Origin of the sequence: Brevundimonas vesicularis, from assembly GCF_044807075.1 — a bacterium.
GTDB lineage: Bacteria > Pseudomonadota > Alphaproteobacteria > Caulobacterales > Caulobacteraceae > Brevundimonas > Brevundimonas vesicularis_G.
In genome coordinates this window covers 2,396,391-2,412,355 of sequence record NZ_CP085234.1, presented here as the reverse complement: position 1 = coordinate 2,412,355, position 15,965 = coordinate 2,396,391, and the positions used below count along the sequence as shown (strand labels likewise).

The 15,965-nt window shown below is 67.1% G+C and carries 16 protein-coding genes; 9 read left to right on the top strand and 7 right to left on the bottom strand.

The genetic code is table 11. From position 1 onward, the window contains the following. Positions 1 to 81: 81 nt before the first annotated feature. Positions 82 to 1,014, top strand: a complete 933-nt coding sequence (locus LG306_RS12105) for a glycerophosphodiester phosphodiesterase family protein (protein ID WP_404414832.1) — start codon at positions 82 to 84, stop codon at positions 1,012 to 1,014. An 8-nt stretch (positions 1,015 to 1,022) separates the two neighbouring features. Here LG306_RS12105 and pyrC read toward each other — a convergent pair whose 3' ends face one another. The 4 genes from pyrC to ruvX are packed head-to-tail and all read right to left on the bottom strand — an operon-like array spanning position 1,023 to position 4,716. Then, positions 1,023 to 2,297: a dihydroorotase gene (gene pyrC / locus LG306_RS12100; RefSeq protein WP_404414830.1), complete on the bottom strand. Its 1,275-nt coding sequence runs from the start codon at positions 2,295 to 2,297 to the stop codon at positions 1,023 to 1,025. Continuing rightward, complete coding sequence (locus LG306_RS12095; protein WP_404414827.1) at positions 2,294 to 3,277, bottom strand: aspartate carbamoyltransferase catalytic subunit; 984 nt, start codon at positions 3,275 to 3,277, stop codon at positions 2,294 to 2,296. Before LG306_RS12095 ends, pyrC begins: the two co-directional genes overlap by 4 nt. 39 nt (positions 3,278 to 3,316) lie before the next feature. After that, positions 3,317 to 4,240 carry an AEC family transporter gene (locus tag LG306_RS12090; RefSeq protein ID WP_404414824.1) on the bottom strand — a complete coding sequence of 308 codons (924 nt, stop codon included), beginning with the start codon at positions 4,238 to 4,240 and terminating at the stop codon, positions 3,317 to 3,319. Beyond that, positions 4,237 to 4,716, bottom strand: a complete 480-nt coding sequence (gene ruvX / locus LG306_RS12085) for a Holliday junction resolvase RuvX (protein ID WP_017506485.1) — start codon at positions 4,714 to 4,716, stop codon at positions 4,237 to 4,239. Before ruvX ends, LG306_RS12090 begins: the two co-directional genes overlap by 4 nt. A gap of 73 nt (positions 4,717 to 4,789) precedes the next feature. On the opposite strand from ruvX, the gene LG306_RS12080 reads away from it, so the two are divergent. The 4 genes from LG306_RS12080 to gatB all read left to right on the top strand — a co-directional run bounded on the left by LG306_RS12080 (position 4,790) and on the right by gatB (position 8,694). Then, positions 4,790 to 5,335 carry a hypothetical protein gene (locus LG306_RS12080; protein ID WP_404414821.1) on the top strand — a complete coding sequence of 182 codons (546 nt, stop codon included), beginning with the start codon at positions 4,790 to 4,792 and terminating at the stop codon, positions 5,333 to 5,335. 94 nt (positions 5,336 to 5,429) lie between these two features. Then, positions 5,430 to 5,717 (top strand): Asp-tRNA(Asn)/Glu-tRNA(Gln) amidotransferase subunit GatC, encoded by a 288-nt coding sequence (gatC, locus tag LG306_RS12075; protein WP_017506483.1) that lies wholly within the window; start codon positions 5,430 to 5,432, stop codon positions 5,715 to 5,717. 2 nt (positions 5,718 to 5,719) lie between these two features. After that, a complete protein-coding gene (gene gatA / locus LG306_RS12070) occupies positions 5,720 to 7,198 on the top strand; it encodes an Asp-tRNA(Asn)/Glu-tRNA(Gln) amidotransferase subunit GatA (RefSeq protein ID WP_404414818.1) in 1,479 nt (492 codons plus the stop codon). A gap of 2 nt (positions 7,199 to 7,200) precedes the next feature. Next, positions 7,201 to 8,694, top strand: a complete 1,494-nt coding sequence (gatB, locus tag LG306_RS12065; protein WP_404414815.1) for an Asp-tRNA(Asn)/Glu-tRNA(Gln) amidotransferase subunit GatB — start codon at positions 7,201 to 7,203, stop codon at positions 8,692 to 8,694. Positions 8,695 to 8,828: 134 nt separating this feature from the next. Here gatB and LG306_RS12060 read toward each other — a convergent pair whose 3' ends face one another. Together LG306_RS12060 and LG306_RS12055 are read right to left on the bottom strand one after the other, a co-directional pair. Then, positions 8,829 to 9,743 (bottom strand): RcnB family protein, encoded by a 915-nt coding sequence (locus tag LG306_RS12060; protein ID WP_404414812.1) that lies wholly within the window; start codon positions 9,741 to 9,743, stop codon positions 8,829 to 8,831. A gap of 162 nt (positions 9,744 to 9,905) precedes the next feature. Continuing rightward, entirely contained in the window at positions 9,906 to 10,490 is a 585-nt protein-coding gene (locus LG306_RS12055) for an RcnB family protein (protein WP_404414809.1), read from the bottom strand. Positions 10,491 to 10,806: 316 nt separating this feature from the next. On the opposite strand from LG306_RS12055, the gene LG306_RS12050 reads away from it, so the two are divergent. Next, complete coding sequence (locus LG306_RS12050) at positions 10,807 to 11,112, top strand: hypothetical protein (protein ID WP_039247692.1); 306 nt, start codon at positions 10,807 to 10,809, stop codon at positions 11,110 to 11,112. Positions 11,113 to 11,121: 9 nt separating this feature from the next. Here LG306_RS12050 and LG306_RS12045 read toward each other — a convergent pair whose 3' ends face one another. Next, positions 11,122 to 11,871, bottom strand: a complete 750-nt coding sequence (locus LG306_RS12045; protein WP_404414806.1) for a polysaccharide biosynthesis/export family protein — start codon at positions 11,869 to 11,871, stop codon at positions 11,122 to 11,124. Positions 11,872 to 11,992: 121 nt separating this feature from the next. On the opposite strand from LG306_RS12045, the gene LG306_RS12040 reads away from it, so the two are divergent. From LG306_RS12040 to LG306_RS12030, 3 genes are all read left to right on the top strand, one after another. After that, on the top strand, positions 11,993 to 13,432 hold the full coding sequence (locus tag LG306_RS12040) for a GumC family protein (RefSeq protein ID WP_404414803.1): 1,440 nt from the start codon (positions 11,993 to 11,995) through the stop codon (positions 13,430 to 13,432). A 47-nt stretch (positions 13,433 to 13,479) separates the two neighbouring features. Next, a complete protein-coding gene (locus LG306_RS12035) occupies positions 13,480 to 14,181 on the top strand; it encodes a hfsB (protein WP_404414801.1) in 702 nt (233 codons plus the stop codon). 118 nt (positions 14,182 to 14,299) lie between these two features. Beyond that, positions 14,300 to 15,964, top strand: a complete 1,665-nt coding sequence (locus tag LG306_RS12030) for an FAD/NAD(P)-binding protein (RefSeq protein ID WP_404414799.1) — start codon at positions 14,300 to 14,302, stop codon at positions 15,962 to 15,964. Position 15,965 lies beyond the last annotated feature (1 nt).

Genomic DNA, 15,965 nt, shown 5'->3' with positions numbered 1-15,965 from the left:
GGCCGGGAGCAAGGGCGATCCGACCTCTTGACCCGATGATCGGCGCAGCGTTTGGTCCGCGCGTCTTTCCGGAGCCGATCCATGACCCGTATTTCCGCCGCCGCCGCGACCCTGCTGCTGCTTTCGACGACAGGTTGCGTGGGCGCGCCGCCGATGGCGTCTGCGCCGTCGTCGCAGCCGGCGATGGCGGCCTATTTCGACTGCGTGCGGGACGGCGGCGTGGCGATCTCGGCGCACCGGGCGGTTTCGGCGCTGGACCAGCCCGAGAACTCCATCGCCGCCATCGAGGCGACAGGCCGGGCGATCCCCAATGCGATCCTGGAGCTGGACGCGGTCCTGACCAAAGACCGGCAGCTGGTTCTGATGCATGACGACAGCCTGGACCGGACAACGACGGGACGCGGGCGGGTCGCGGACCTGACGCTGGCCCAGGTGAAACAGGCGCGGCTGAAGGCGTCGAACGGCACCCTGACGCGCGCCGCCCCGCCGACACTGGGCGAGGCGCTGGACGCCGCCGGACGCGTGGGCGCCATCGCCAGCATCGACCTGAAACCCGCCGACGGCGAGACCACGGTCGATCTGGCGCGGGCGGTGATCGATCAGGTGCGCCAGTCGCGGGCCGGTAACCGGGTGATCCTGATCACCTATAACGGCGCCGATGCGCGGGCGGTGGCGGCCATGGCGCCGGAGATGATGATCTCGGCCGGACTAGGCGGGGTCGATGATCTGAGCGGGCTGAACCCGGCGCAGATTCTGGCCTGGACCGGTACGCGCGAAGAGCGTCCGGTGCTGTGGCGCGCTCTGCGCGAGGCCGGCGTCGAGGTTCAGTTCGGCACCCTGGGCGCCGAGGGCGTGCGCCGTGACGACCGCTATGCCGCCGACGGGGACGTTTCGGAATACCGCGATCTGGTGCGCCAGGGCGTCACCGTTATCGCCACCGACACGCCGCTGGCCGTCAAGTCGGTGCTGGGCGCCGAGGTGGCCAAGACGGCGACGTGCGCGCGGCCGCGCTGATCTGAGCCTTAGAAGACCTTGCGACCGCCCACCCAGGTTCCGACGACCTTGCCCTGAAGTCGGCGGCCGTCGAACGGGGAGTTCTTGGATTTGGAGTGAAGGGCGTCGGCGTCGATGATGACGGGGGCGCCGACGTCGAACAGGATGACGTCGGCAGGGGCGCCCTCGGCCAGGACGCCCGCGTCGAGGCCGAGCAGGGCGGCGGGGCCCTGGGTCAGCGGGCGCAACACGTCGAGCAAATCTAGACCGTCTTCGTGGTGCAGGGTCAGGGCGGCGGGGAGCAGGGTCTCTAGGCCGATCGCGCCGGGCGCGGCCTCGGCGAACGGGCGGCGCTTGTCCTCGGCGGGGGCCGGGGCGTGAGCGGAGGTGATGACGTCGATCAGGCCCTCCCGCACGGCTTCGATCAGGGCCTGGCGGTCGGCTTCGGAGCGCAGCGGCGGATCCAGCCGGTAGAAGGTGCGGTAATCGCCGATATCCACCTCGTTGAAGCACAGGTGGTTGATCGAGACGCTGACGGCGACCTCCAGCCCCTTGGCGCGGGCGCGGGCCAAGGTCTCCAGCGCGCCTTCGGTCGAAATCTGATCCACGAGGAACCGCGCGCCGGTCTGTTCGACCAGGGCCAGGTCGCGCTCCAGCCCGATCCGCTCGGCGATGGCGGGGCTGCCGGAAAGGCCCAGGCGCGTGGCCAGTTCGCCGGAGGCGGCGACCGCGCCTTCCGTCAGCCAGGGGTCGGCCGGTCGGCAGGCGATCAGGCCGTTGAAGGCTGCGGCGTAGCTCATCACCCGTTGCAGGGTGCGGCTGTTGACGATGACCTTGTCGCCGTCGGTAAAATAGAGGGCGCCGGCCTCGTCCATCAGGCCGATCTCGGCCATGCGCTGGCCGTCCAGAGCCTTGGTCGCGGCGCCGGCGGCGCGGACGTTGACGAGGTTCAGGGCCGCGCCGCGCCGCTGGATGAAGTCGATCATCGCCGGGTCGTCGACGGCGGGATCGGTGTCGGGTTGGACCACGATGGTCGTCACACCCCCGGCGGCGGCGGCCAGGCTGGCGGACTTCAGCGTCTCCTTGGGCTCGGCGCCGGGTTCGCCGGTCTTGACCCGGATGTCGATCAAGCCGGGCGCGAGGCACAGGCCGTCAGCGTCGATGATCTGATCCGCCGTTAGGTCCGGCGTCGGGCCGTGGATCACGCGGCTGATGCGACCGTCCTGGATCAGCAGACCGCCGGGGCCGTCGTAGTCGGACGCGGGGTCCAGCAGACGGGCGTTGATGATGGCGACGGTGGTCATCGGGCGTCTCCCCAACGGCCGGAGAGGGACGCCAGCACGGCCATGCGGGCGGCGACGCCCATCTCGACCTGATCCTGGATCAGGGAGACGTCCAGGTCGTCGGCCACGTCTGAATCGATCTCAACGCCGCGGTTCATGGGCCCGGGGTGCATCACCCGGGCGCCGGAATTGGCCCAGGCCAGCTTCTCACGATCCAGGCCCCAGAAGCGGAAATATTCACGGGTCGAGGGGACCAGGGCGCCGGCCATCCGCTCCAACTGAAGCCGAAGCATCATGACCACGTCGCAGCCTTTCAGACCCTCGCGCATGTCATGGAAGACCTCGCAGCCCCAGCGGTCGGCGTCGCCGGGCACAAGGGTTGGAGGCCCGATCAGGCGGACGCGCGCCCCCATCATCTGCAACAGGGCGACATTGGACCGCGCCACGCGGCTGTGGGTGATGTCCCCGCAGATGGCGACGGTCAGGCTGGTCACATCGCCGAAAGCGCGGCGCATGGACAGCAGATCCAGCAGAGCCTGTGTCGGGTGTTCGTGGCGGCCGTCACCGGCGTTGACGACGGCGCAGCCGACCTTCTGGCTCAGCAGTTCGGCCGCGCCCGAAGCCGAGTGACGGATGACCAGGATGTCGGGCTTCATGGCGTTCAGGGTGACCGCCGTGTCGATCAGGGTTTCGCCCTTCTTCACCGAGGAAGAGGCGACCGGCATGGTGACGACGTCGGCGCCCAGCCGCTTGGCGGCGATCTCGAAAGAGGAGCTGGTGCGGGTCGAGTTCTCGAAGAACAGGTTCACGACCGTGCGGCCGTGCAGCAGGTCCAGCGCCTTGGATGACTGGCGATTGAAGTCGACGAAGGCGTCGCCCAGGTCCAGCAACTGCGGCGTCACATACGGATCGAGGTCCGATGCGGCCAGGAAGTGCGGTTTGGGGAACGGAACCAGCCGGTCGCGGATGGTCTGATCGGTGACTTGAGCGGGCTGGGTCATCGAGACGCGGCTATAGGCGGGAGTCGCCCTGAACGCCAGTCAGGTGAAGTGGAACAGGGCAAGCAGGATGGGAATGACCACGGCGCTGCCCACGGTGGTCAGGGCGATGACGCCGGCGATCAGGGGCGCATCGCCGCCCATCTGACGCGCCAGGATGTAGGAGGCGGCCGAGCCGGGCGCGGCGCCGCAGATCAGGGCGATGCCCTGCGCCAAGCTGTCGCCGCCCAGGACCCAGGCGATGAACCACATCAGCGGCGGCATGACGCCCAGCTTGACCAGGCTGACGGCGGCGATGGTGGTGCGGCGGCGTTTGACCTCGGCGAAGGACAGACCCGCGCCGGCGACGATCAGCCCCAGCGGCAGGGCGGCGGCGCCCAGCAGGTCCATCGCATCCGACAGGCCCGGGATCAGCGGGACATGCAGCAGATTCAGCGCCAGGCCGATCAGGCAGGCCAGCAGGATCGGATTGGCCAGCATCGACTTGATCAGGCCGGCGACCGACGGCTCGCGGCGCAGCGAACCCCATTTCGCCAGCACGGCGACGCAGGCGATGTTGGTGACGGGAATGATGAAGGCGATAGCGACGGCGGCCAGCGCGGTGCCTTCGGAGCCGTAGACCGACTGGATCACCGGCACGAAGACGAAGCTGTTCCAGCGGATCACGCCCTGAAAGACGCTGGTGTAGGCCGGGCCGTCCAGTGTGATCAGGGGCTTGGCCGCCAGGGTCGCGGCCGCCACGATCAGCGTCGCGCCCACCGCCGCTGCGCCCGCCACGGTCGCGCCGCCGCCGGCGAGGTCGGCGTGCCAGATCGCGGGGATCAGGAAGCTGGGGTAGAAGATGTTGATCGACAGCTTCTCGATCGGCCGCCAGGCCTCGTCGGGCAGGAAGCCAGACTTTCTGAGGCCGTAGCCCACGGCGATCATTAGAAAGACCGGCAGGACGCCGGCGATCAGGGCCGTCAAACCCAGGTCGCCTGGTCCCGAACCCGATCCAGCGCCCCTTGCAGGATCCAGGCGGCGGCGGTGCGGTCCACGACCTGGGCGCGGCGTTTGCGGTTCAGGTCCAGATCCTCGATCAGGAAACGCTCGACAGCGCTGGTGGACAGCCGCTCGTCCCAGAAGGCGATGTTGACGGGCCGCAGCCGCTCCAGGTTGCGGGCGAAGGCGCGGCACGACTGGGCGCGCGGGCCTTCCGTGCCGTCCATGTTGGCGGGCAGGCCGATGACCAGGGCCGAAACCTTGCGATGCGCCATCAGCTTGAACAGGTGTTCGGCTTCCTGCGTGAACTTGGACTTGCGGATCAGCTCCAGCGGCGAGGCGATCAGGCGGGTGGAATCCGACACGGCGACGCCGATGGTCTTCTCGCCCAGATCCAACCCCATCCACGGCGTGTCGGGCGGGCAGGCGGCGGGCAAATCGAGGAGGTCTAGGACGGGCACGGCCTGCGGTTAGGACTGGCGCGGGCCGAAGTCAAAGGCGATGGTGACGACGATCGACAGGAAGGACGATGACATGCGCATGGCGACAGCGGCGATGACGGCTTTTGGGCTTGTGCTGAGTGGGTGCGGACAGTCGGACACGCCGGCCAAGACCCCGACCGCACAGGATACTCAGATTGCGGCAGCCGCGCCGACGCCGAGCGCGATCACGCGTGCGGCCACGCCACAGACCGCCAAGCCGGTTGGGCCTGCTGAACGGCGCACGGCCGCTGCACGTGAGGAGATCGGCACGGCCGCCGACGTGTCGCAGTTGCAGGCTCTGCCGGACCAGAACGCCAAGGTCTTCAGTCTGTCGGGCGGCGATCCGGCGGTGAACGGTCTGGTGACCTATTTCGCCCTGTTCGGCGGTCCGGCCGAGGGCTGGCGCGCCTATGCTCTGGGCGACTATGCCGAATGGAAGGTCGTCGAGGCGAGGGCCGGGCGCGTGGTCCTGGCGGTGCGTCAGGATACGGAGGGGGCGAACGGCGACATCCTGAAGGTGGAGCGCACGGTGCAGATCGACTTCCCCTCAAGCGGCGAGACGCCGCCCGACGCGGTGTCCGTCAGCACGTCGCAGTGAGATCACGCCTGACGACGGGCGGCTGATCCTTGTGAATCCCAAAGCGGGCGGCTAATCCGACCGCTTCGTTTTCATTTGTGTGTTGGAGGGCCGCATGGCCATCGACGCTGCGACGGTGCGCAAGGTTGCGCATCTCGCCCGCATCAAGACCCCCGAGGACCGGCTGGAGCCGCTGGCGCAGGAGCTGAACGGCATCCTGGCCTGGATCGAGCAGTTGGATCAGGTGGATGTCGAAGGCGTGGAGCCGATGACCTCGAACGTCGCCCAGCCGCTGCGCCTGCGCGAGGACGTCGTCACCGACGGCGCCAAGGTCGATGCGGTCCTGTCGAATGCGCCCAAGTCGGCGGACGGCTTCTTCGTCGTGCCCAAGGTGGTCGAATAGTCATGAGCGACCTGACCAAACTGACCCTGAAGGGCGCCGTCGACGGGCTGAAGGCCAAGGACTTCACCTCGGCCGAAATTACCCAGGCCTTCCTGACCAGTATCGAGGCCTCGAACCCGACGCTGAACGCCTATGTCGCGGTGACGGCGGACAAGGCCATGGACATGGCGCGCGCGTCCGACGCCCGCATCGCCGCCGGCCAGGCCGGGGCGCTGGAAGGCGCGCCGCTAGGGATCAAGGACCTGTTCTGCACCGAGGGCGTGCAGACGACGGCCGGCTCCAACATGCTGCGCGGCTTCACGCCCCCCTATGAATCGACCGTCACCGCCAATCTGTGGCGCGATGGGGCGGTCATGCTGGGCAAGCTGAACATGGACGAGTTCGCCATGGGCTCGTCCAACGAGACCTCGGCCTTTGGCCCGGTGAAGAACCCGTGGAAGTCGACCGGCTCCAACGCAGATCTGACGCCAGGCGGATCGTCAGGCGGTTCCGCCTCGGCCGTGGCGGCCGACCTGTGCCTGGCCGCCACCGCATCGGACACCGGCGGTTCGATCCGCCAGCCCGCCGCCTTCACCGGCACGGTCGGGATCAAGCCCACCTATGGCCGCGCCAGCCGCTTCGGCATGGTGGCCTTCGCGTCGTCGCTGGACCAGGCCGGGCCGATCACCAAGACGGTGGAGGACGCGGCCCTGCTGCTGCAATCCATGTGCTCGTTCGACGCCAAGGATTCGACCAGTCTGGACATCGCCACGCCCGACTGGACCCAGTCGGTCGGCAAGTCGGTCAAGGGTCTGCGCATCGGCGTGCCGCGCGAATATGTCGTGGACGGAATGCCGGCCGAGATCCAGGCCCTGTGGGATCAAGGCGTGGCCTGGCTGAAGGACGCCGGCTGCGAGATCGTCGAGATCAGCCTGCCGCACACCAAATACGCCCTGCCGACCTACTATATCGTGGCGCCGGCCGAGGCGTCGTCGAACCTGGCTCGCTACGACGGGATGCGGTTCGGGCATCGGGCGGAGGACTTCAAGTCGCTGGACGACCTGTACGCGACCTCGCGCGCCGAGGGCTTCGGCAAGGAGGTCCAGCGTCGCCTGACCATCGGCGCCTACGTGCTGTCGGCCGGCTTCTACGACGCCTACTACGTCAAGGCGCTGAAGGTGCGTCGCCGCATCGCTGAGGACTTCGACAACGTCTGGGGCCAGGTGGACGCCATCCTGACGCCGTCGACGCCGTCGGCTGCGTTCGCGCTGGGCGACAAGCAGATCGACCCGCTGACCATGTATTTGAACGACGTCTTCACGGTGACGACCAATCTGGCCGGCCTGCCGGGCATTTCGGTGCCGGCGGGCGTGGACGCCGGCGGCCTGCCGCTGGGTCTGCAGGTCATCGGCAAGGCGCTGGACGAGGCGACGGTCTTCCAGGTCGGCGCTGCGCTGGAACGGGCGGCGGGCTTCACGGCCAAGCCGGGCAAGTGGTGGTGAGCATGAGCGACAATACCAAAACCATCAAAGGCCGCACCGGCGATTGGGAAATCGTCATGGGCCTGGAAATCCACGCCCAGGTGGCGTCAAAGGCCAAGCTGTTCTCCGGCGCCGCCGTCGGCTTCGGCGCGGGGCCGAACGAGCAGGTGTCGCTGGTCGATGCGGGCTTCCCCGGCATGTTGCCGACGCTGAACAAGCACTGCGTCGAACAAGCGGTGAAGACGGGCCTGGGCCTGCGCGCGCAGATCAACCGCCGCAGCCAGTTCGACCGCAAGAACTACTTCTATCCCGACCTGCCGACCGGCTATCAAATCAGCCAGCTCTATTACCCCATCGTGGGTGAAGGCGTGGTCGAGGTGGAGGCCGAGGACGGCAGCTTCTTCAACGTCGGCATCGAGCGGCTGCACCTGGAGCAGGATGCGGGCAAGCTGATCCACGACCTGTCGCCGACCGAAAGCTACGTCGACCTGAACCGGGCCGGCACGGCGCTGATGGAGATCGTCTCTCGTCCCGACCTGCGCACGCCGGACGAGGCGGTGGCCTATGTGAAGAAGATCCGGACCATCCTGATCTATCTGGGCACCTGCGACGGCGACATGGAGAAGGGCAATCTGCGGGCCGACGTGAACGTGTCGGTCTGCCGGGCCGGCAACTACGACAAGTTCAAGGAGACGGGCGACTTTGGCTATCTGGGGACGCGCTGCGAGATCAAGAACGTCAACAGCTTCCGCTTCATTTCTCAGGCGATCCAGTATGAAGCGCGCCGCCAGATCGAGATCCTGGAGGACGGCGGTTCGATCACCCAGGAGACGCGCCTGTACGACCCGACAGCCGGCGAGACGCGCTCGATGCGGTCCAAGGAAGAGGCGCAGGACTATCGCTACTTCCCCGATCCCGACCTGCTGCCGCTGGATCTGGAAGAGGCCTGGATCGCCGAGATCAAGGCGTCGCTGCCCGAGCTGCCGGACGACAAGCGCAAGCGCCTGATGGCCGACTATGGCCTGTCGCAATACGACGCTATCGTGCTGATCTCGGAACAGGCCAAGGCCGACTATTTCGAAGCCGCCGCCAAGGGCCGCGACGCCAAGCTGGTGTCGAACTGGGTCACCAACGAGGTTTCGGCGCGCCTGGCGGCCGAGGGCAAGGACTTCAGCCAGAACCCGCTGCCGGCGGCGCACGTCGCGCAGCTGGTGGAGTTGATCGAGACGAGCGTCATCTCGTCCAAGATCGCCAAGGAGGTCTTCGATCACGTCTGGAACGGCGAAGGCTCGCCGGCCGAGGTGGTCGAGAAGCATGGCCTGAAACAGGTCACGGACACCGGCGCCATCGAAAAGGCCGTGGACGAAATCATCGCCGCCAATCCGGACAAGGCGGCGGCCGTGGCTGAAAAGCCCCAGGCCATAGGCTGGTTCGTCGGTCAGGTCATGAAGGCCACGGGCGGCAAGGCCAATCCGGCGGCGGTCAACGACATCCTGAAGGCCAAGCTGGGGATCTGATATCTGGGGCTGCAGCCCCCAGACCGCCGGCTGGTCGCTAACGCTCGCGACGCGGTCGCTCGCTGCTTGAGCGACGGGGTTCGACTAGAAAAAAGGCCCGGAGAGCGATCTCCGGGCCTTGATCTGTGTTGCGATTACCAGCGCCAGGCGTCGCGAATGACGTCGATGATGTAGCCGTCGAATTCGTCGACCAGATACAGGGTGTTGTCGACGGAAACCCAGCGCGTGCCCTCGGGCGGATAGCCCAGGCCGTAGGTGCGCCAGTCGTTCAGCTGATAGCGCCAAAAGACGTCCGGCAGATACTGGCCGACCAACCACGACCGGCCCCAATAGGAGCGCGGCACGCTGTAGTAGCCCCAGCCCGGCGCAAAGTAGAAGCCGACGCGCACGCCGTTGTAACCCCTGAAGCGCCGATCGTTGCGCCACCAGTCCGAGCGGTGGTTGCGATAGAAGTCGCGCCGCCACTGATCGCCGTTGAAGCGCTGGCGGAACTCGCGGTGCTGACGGTCGCGGTCACGACCGTTGTGCCAGCCCGAGCCCGGACGGTCGGGACGGTTCCAGCCGTTTCCGGGACGGTCGGGGCGTTGACCGCCCGCATTTGGGCGGTCAGGCCGATCGGGTCGGTTCCAGCCGCCCTCGGGCCGGTCGGGACGCTGGCCGCCGGTGTTTGGGCGATCGGGACGGTTCCAGCCGCCTTCGGGCCGGTCGGGACGCTGGCCGCCGGCATTGGGGCGATCGGGACGGTTCCAGCCGCCTTCGGGCCGGTCGGGACGCTGGCCGCCCGCATTCGGACGTTCGCCACCCGACGGGCGCTCGAAACGGGGCGTATCGTTTGCGGGGCGACTGGGACGTTCGGGGCGAGGCTCGCGAGGCCCGTCCTCACGACCCATCTGCGGGCGCTCGGGCCGGTTCATGCCGCGGGCGCGGCCTTCGCGCTGGGGCCGTTCTTGCTGAGCCTGGTCCTGTTCCTGGGCGAGGGCCTGCATCGGAGCTGCAAGCGGGCCGGCGACAGCGGCGATGGCGGTGAAAGCCATCAGGAGGCGTTTCATGGTCTTTGGTTCCTGCACGCCGGGTCTCCGGCGGCTTGACGCGATCATCGATCTGTGGCGATGAACCGAGGCTGAACGCTGTTCGCAATCAAGGGGCTGTCCGAAAAAGCAGAACCCCGCAGGCAAGGCCTGCGGGGTTCGATCGTCCGGTTGTGACGGGGCTTAATAGACGCCCGAGAGGACGCTGGCGATCAGGCCGCTGGCCACGGCGATCATCAGGATATCGTTGCCGGCGTGGACGTAGCGATAGCCGCGGGGCGCCTCGCGAAGGCCGTAAACATAGGGGTCGCGGACATAGTAGTTGCGGTATTGGTAGGGCAGGTATCCGCCCGTGCGCCAGCGATAGTTGCTGTAGCGCGGCTCGACCCGATAGTAGCCATAACTGGGGGCATACCAGTAGCCTGAGCGTGGGCCGTTATAGCCACGGAAGTCGGAGCGGCCGCGCCACCAGTTGCTGTTGTTGCGGTCCCAGCGGTCGTTGCGCCAGTCGCGGCGGTCGTCCCGGCGTTCCGCCCAATAGTCGCGACGGTCGTCGCGGCGGTCGCGACGATAGTCCTCGCGGCTGTCATAGCGACCCTCGCGCCAGTCGCGGCGATCTTCCCGGCGTTCCTGACGGTAGTCGCGGCGGTCGTCACGGCGATCCTGACGATACTCGCGGCGGTCGCGGTCCTGGGCCTGGACGAGCATCGGCACGGCCGTGGTCGACAGGGCGAGGGCGACGACGGCGGCCTTGGTGAGGCGGTTCATCTTCGTGCTCCATTCTGGGTCGCCGACGGATTTGCCGATCCGACCCGTTAATGATGAGCAAGGTCGGATTTGGCGCCTGAATGCTCGCTGAACGATCGCGTTAGATTTGCAGAGCGCGCGTGGGCCGCGCCAGCGAGGCGTGAACGAAAGATTTAGCAAAGATTTCCGAGGTCTGAATCGCGTCAGAGGTATTCATTTCGGCTTTACTGAAAAGTCCGTGTGAGGCCTTGCGCCGTTAACTTTAACTTCAAACCACCGGTATTTGATGGCGTCTCAGAGGCGGGCCCAGAATGGCGCCCGATCAGGAGATACGGTGATGAACGCGCAAGAAATGGCGCACGACCTGCAGGCCCACGACGACGGTCTGCCGCTGCCGACGCCGGACATGTCCGGCGATGACCTGTTCAAGTTAGGCATGATGTATTCGGCCGGATCGGGCGGTTGCCCGATGGACCGGGTGTCGGCCCACATGATCTTCAACCTGGCGGCAATGAAGGGTTCGATCGAGGCGCGCGTCTATCGCCGCGAGATGAGCCTGGAGATGGAACGCGAGGAGATCGCCGAAGCCCAGAAGGCCGCGCGTCGCTACATCGACCAGGGCGTGGTTCAGCTGGTCGCCTAAGCGGCTGGCTCAGAACTGGGCGTAGCCGTTGCCGTTCGATCCGTTGATCGAATAGCTGAAGCCGATAGGCAGTGCGGCGCGCACCTGGGTGAAGAAGGCCGCCAGTTCGCCCAGCGTCGAACGCGGCACGAAGACGATGTCGCCACGCCGCAAGGGCACGACCTCGCCGCCACGCGGACGCAGGTCCACCACCCGCATCATGCGTGATCCGCCGGGACCGCGACGGATCAGGGCCACGCTGTCCTGACGCGACGTCGGGGCAAACCCGCCGGCCTGGATCACCGCCTGATAGGCGTCCAGATCGCCGATCATCTCGAAGACGCCCGGGTTGCGCACCTCGCCGTCGACCCAGACGCGGATCGGGCCGGCCTGGCGCAGGGTGACCTCGACAATAGGGCGCACCAGCTGGGATGCATAGGCCGTCGAGACGACCTGCTGAAGCTGGGGCAGGGTGCGATCCGCCGCCATGACCGATCCGATCAGGGGCAGGGCGATACGGCCGTCGGGACCGACCCTGAGCGTGCGTGTCAATTCCGAAGCCGTCGGCGTCGCCACCTCGATCTCGTCGCCGGGATACAGCAGATATTCCGGCTCCTGGTCCGTCCAGGGCGCGAAGGGCACCCCGGAGAGCGCGTCGTAGGGCGATCGGTCGACGCGCCGCAGATCGCGAACGCCGCCGCCCCCGCCGCAGGCCGCCAGCGACGCGGCGATGGAGGCTGAACCCAGGGTCAGCAGAAACAGGCGGCGATCGGTCAGCATGGGAATCGGTCGGCCTCGACGAGGGATATCGGGCAACCTCGCCGGTTATGGGTAATCATCGGTTAACGCCGGTGGGCGAAGGGTGAGGAACACACGCCTTTCAAGGGATTCGGCCCGCCCGATGCGCTCCACCGCACACGTCACCACAAGGCCGCGCTACGGCGTTCTGGACGTGATCGGCCTGTTGTTCCGCGAACTGCTGCTGATGATCGTCGTCTTCGTGGTGATCCTGGGGCTGGGTTTCGCCGCCGCCATGACGCTGAAGAAGAGCTACACCGCCACCGGCTCGGTGTTCGCAGGCGTGGGTCAGGAATACGTCTATCAGCCGCGCGTCGGCACGGCAGAACGCGGCCAGGCGCCGCAGGGCGACGAGGTCGCCAACTCGGAAGCCGCCATCCTGGGCTCCAGCGCCGTGCGTCAGAAGGTGGTCGATGTTCTCGGCCCCGCCGCCATCCTCGGCGAGCCGCCCAAGGGCAGTCCGCAGACCGCGCGGTCCGCCGCGCTGAAGGCCGTCGGCAGCAGTCTGGGCGTCGCCACGGCGCCGGGCAGCGCGGTCATCCACCTGACCTACAAGGCCGACGATCCCGAACGGGCGGCCCGGGTCCTGAACACGATCATCGAGCAATATCTGATCTATCGCCGCGAAGTCTTCCAGGACAAGACGCCGGCCATCGCCAGCCAGCGCATCGCCTTCGAGGATGAACTCGACAATGCGGACCGCGCCTACGAGGCCTTCCTGGCGTCTAATGACATCGGCGACTTTACGGCGGCCAAGGCGACGCTGGCGGCGACCTATCAGACGGTTTTCACCGACCGGATGTCGACCCAGAGTCAGCTGAACCAGACCGCTCAGCGGCTAAACACCCTGGTGGCGCAGCAGGCGGGAACGCCGGCTGAGGTGGCGCTGCAGCAGGATCTGAACATCTCGGCCCAGGACCAGGTGCTGCAACTGCGCACCGAACGCGAGCAACTGTTGTCGCGCTATCAGCCCGACGCCCAGCCGGTGAAGGACATCGAGGCGCGAATCAATCAACTGCAAGCCTATGTCGCGACCGGCACGGCCGTTGGGGCCAAGGAGGTCCGCACCGGGCCAAACCCCGTCTGGACCGAGCTGGAAACCACGCGGATCAACACCCGGGCCGAGCGCGACTCGCTGGCGGCGCGTCTGGCGGTTCTGGATCGGCAATTGGCCGACATCCGTTCGCGGCAGGCGCGGTTGACCGCGCTGGAATCCGAGAACACGACCCTGGCCGGCAATCGCGAGGTGCTGAGCGCCTCCATACGAGAGTTCCAGCAGCGCGAGACCCAGAGCCGCGCCGATAACGCCCTGGTCGCCGCCGGCGCCGACAACGTCACCGTCATCGAACGCGCCCAGCCTCCGGCGACGGGCAAGAGCCTGAAGATCCCGCTGCTGGCGGCGGTCTTCCTGTTCGCGGGCTTCACCGCCCTGTGCGTCGGCCTGTTGCGCGTGTTCACGCGGCGCGGCTTCACGACGCCGGCCTCGGTCAGCCGCACCCTGGACATGCCGGTCCTGGCCGTCGCGCCTGCCAAGGCGGCCTAGCGAAACTCGTGCTAGGCTGAGGGCTTAGGGAGCGCCTTGGCGATTCGATGGTCGATCTGACTTCAGAAATGGCGGGCCTTTGGGCGGCGCTGGGACCGGCGCCGGCGCACCGTGCGCGGGTGATCCAGTTCGCCTCCGCCTCGACCGGCGAGGGCGTCTCGACCGTGGCGCGTGAGTTCGCCCGATTGGCGGCCGTGCGGGCGCGCAAGCCCGTCTGGTTGATCGACGGCGACCTGGCGCAACAGGGGCAGTTGGAGACGGTGTCGGCCGAGCCGGATCGGTTCGGTCAGGTCGGCAAGGCCGCGCAAGGATCGCCCGACGGCTCAAGCTTTTACGCCGTGACGCCGCGTGTGACTGGGCGCGACGGCAAGCCGGTGCCGGATTCGCGCCTGCTGACGGCGCGGTCATGCCTGGGCGGCCGTCTGTGGGTCACACACTTCCACATGGAGGCGCTGCGATCCGGGCACCGGGTCGAGGCGGTCGGAGAGGCTCGCTACTGGGAGGCGCTGCGGCCCCACGCCGACACCATCGTGATCGACGCGCCCGCCGCCGATCGCAACGACATGGCGATCATCCTGGCGCCCTTTGTGGACATGACGGTTCTGGTGATCGCCGCCGAAAGCACCGCCGCCCATGCGCCGGTCATCCTGCGCGACGAGATCGAAGCCGTCGGCGGCAAGATCGCCGGCGTGGTCATGAACCGCTCGACCTACAAGGTTCCGGGTTTTCTGCAGCGGCTGATCGGCTGAAGCCGTCCGAAGCGCTTTTTCGGCGTCCGATTTCGCACATTCGGCAAGAAAATGAAGCATTTGCGGCGAAGCTCGGCATGGATGCGGCGCCTTTGCGCGCCTTGCGCATTGTGTGGCCATGACAAAGTCCGTCGCATTCGTCGGAGCGGGGCCGACTACGCTCTACGCTCTTCATGCCCTGCTGTCTCAAGGCGCCGTTTCGGCGCGGGTCACGGTGTTCGAGGCGCGCGAGACGGCCGGTTGCGGCAGCCCCTACAGCCCGGTCTGGAACGACCCGGCGATGCTGTCCAATATCGCCAGCATAGAGATTCCGCCATTGCAGGACACGCTGGCCGACTGGCTGTCGGCACGAACGCCCGCCGGACTGGCAGAGCTGGACGTGGATGGGGCGTCGCTCGATGAGCGCACCTTCGTCCCGCGTGTCGCCTTGGGGCGATATTTCGAAAGTCAGTTCGCCACGCTGGTTCAGCAGGCCCGCGCCAAGGGCGTCGACATCGATGTGCGGACGGGATGCCGGGTCATCGACGCGGCGAATCGTAAGGAAGGGATCGAGCTGACCTTCACATCGCGGCCGTCGCGGAGGGTCGCCAAGGCTGTATTCGACCACGTGGTTCTGGCGACGGGTCACCAGTGGCCGTCGCGGCCGGACGCCCAGCCCGGATATTTCCTAAGCCCATGGCCCACGTCCGTCCTCGCAGATGTGTCGGCGACACGCATCGGCATTCGGGGATCATCCTTGACGGCCATCGATGCGGCCGTTGCCCTGGCCACGACACACGGGGACTTCGTTCGGCGGGACGATCGTCTGATCTATCAGCCCGCGCCGGATACCGAAGATTTTCACATGACTATGATGTCGCGAAAGGGGCTGCTGCCCGAAGCAGACTTCTATTTCCCGCTGCCGCATGGGCCGCTGACCTATTGCACGCCCGAGGCTGTTGCTGCGGCTGTGGCGCGCGGCCCTGATGGGCTGCTGGACGCCGTATTCGACCTGTTTCGACGCGAGCTGATCCATCTGGATCCCGACTACGCCGCTGAGACGGGACTGCATGATGCGACTCTGGAAACCTTCTCCGAGGCCTATTTCGCGCGGCGCGCATCGGTCGATCCCTTCGTCTGGGCCGCTGAGAACCTGCAGGAGGCGCAGGCGAACCATGCCGCACAGGTGACGGTGGCCTGGCGCGACGGCATCCTGCGCATGCACGAGATTGTCGCCGTCATCGTGCCCCATCTGGACAGCGCCGAGTTCGAGCGGTTCAGCCGCGCCTTCAAGCCGATCTTCGTCGACATCTACGCCGGCGTGCCGCACGAATCGATCGAGCGGATGCTGGCGCTGCATGCCGGCGGACGGCTGGACGTCATCGCCTTGGGCGACGATCACGAGGTGGATACGCGCTGTCCCCAAGGCGGCGCGCGCGTGACGATCGGCGATACGGCTCGTCATTTCCCGATCTTCATTGAGGCGACGGGTCAGGCGGCCCTGAGCGGCATCCAGTTTCCGTTCCTGTCCTTGCTGGAGCAGGGGATCGTGCGAGATCGGGTCGCCAACGATGCGCCCGACGTGGTCCGGGGAATTGCAGTCGATGACCTGTTCCGGCCGGTGGATGCGCCTTTGCCGATGGATCGGCTGTTCTGTCTCAGCCTGCCGTTCATCATGGGGCGGCATCCCTTCGCGCAAGGGATCACCAGTTCGCACGAAATGGGCGGGATCGTCGGTCGGCGACTGGCGTTGATCCTGAATACCGCAAAGCCTGCGGTCGACCACGCCGACACGGCGGCCTGAC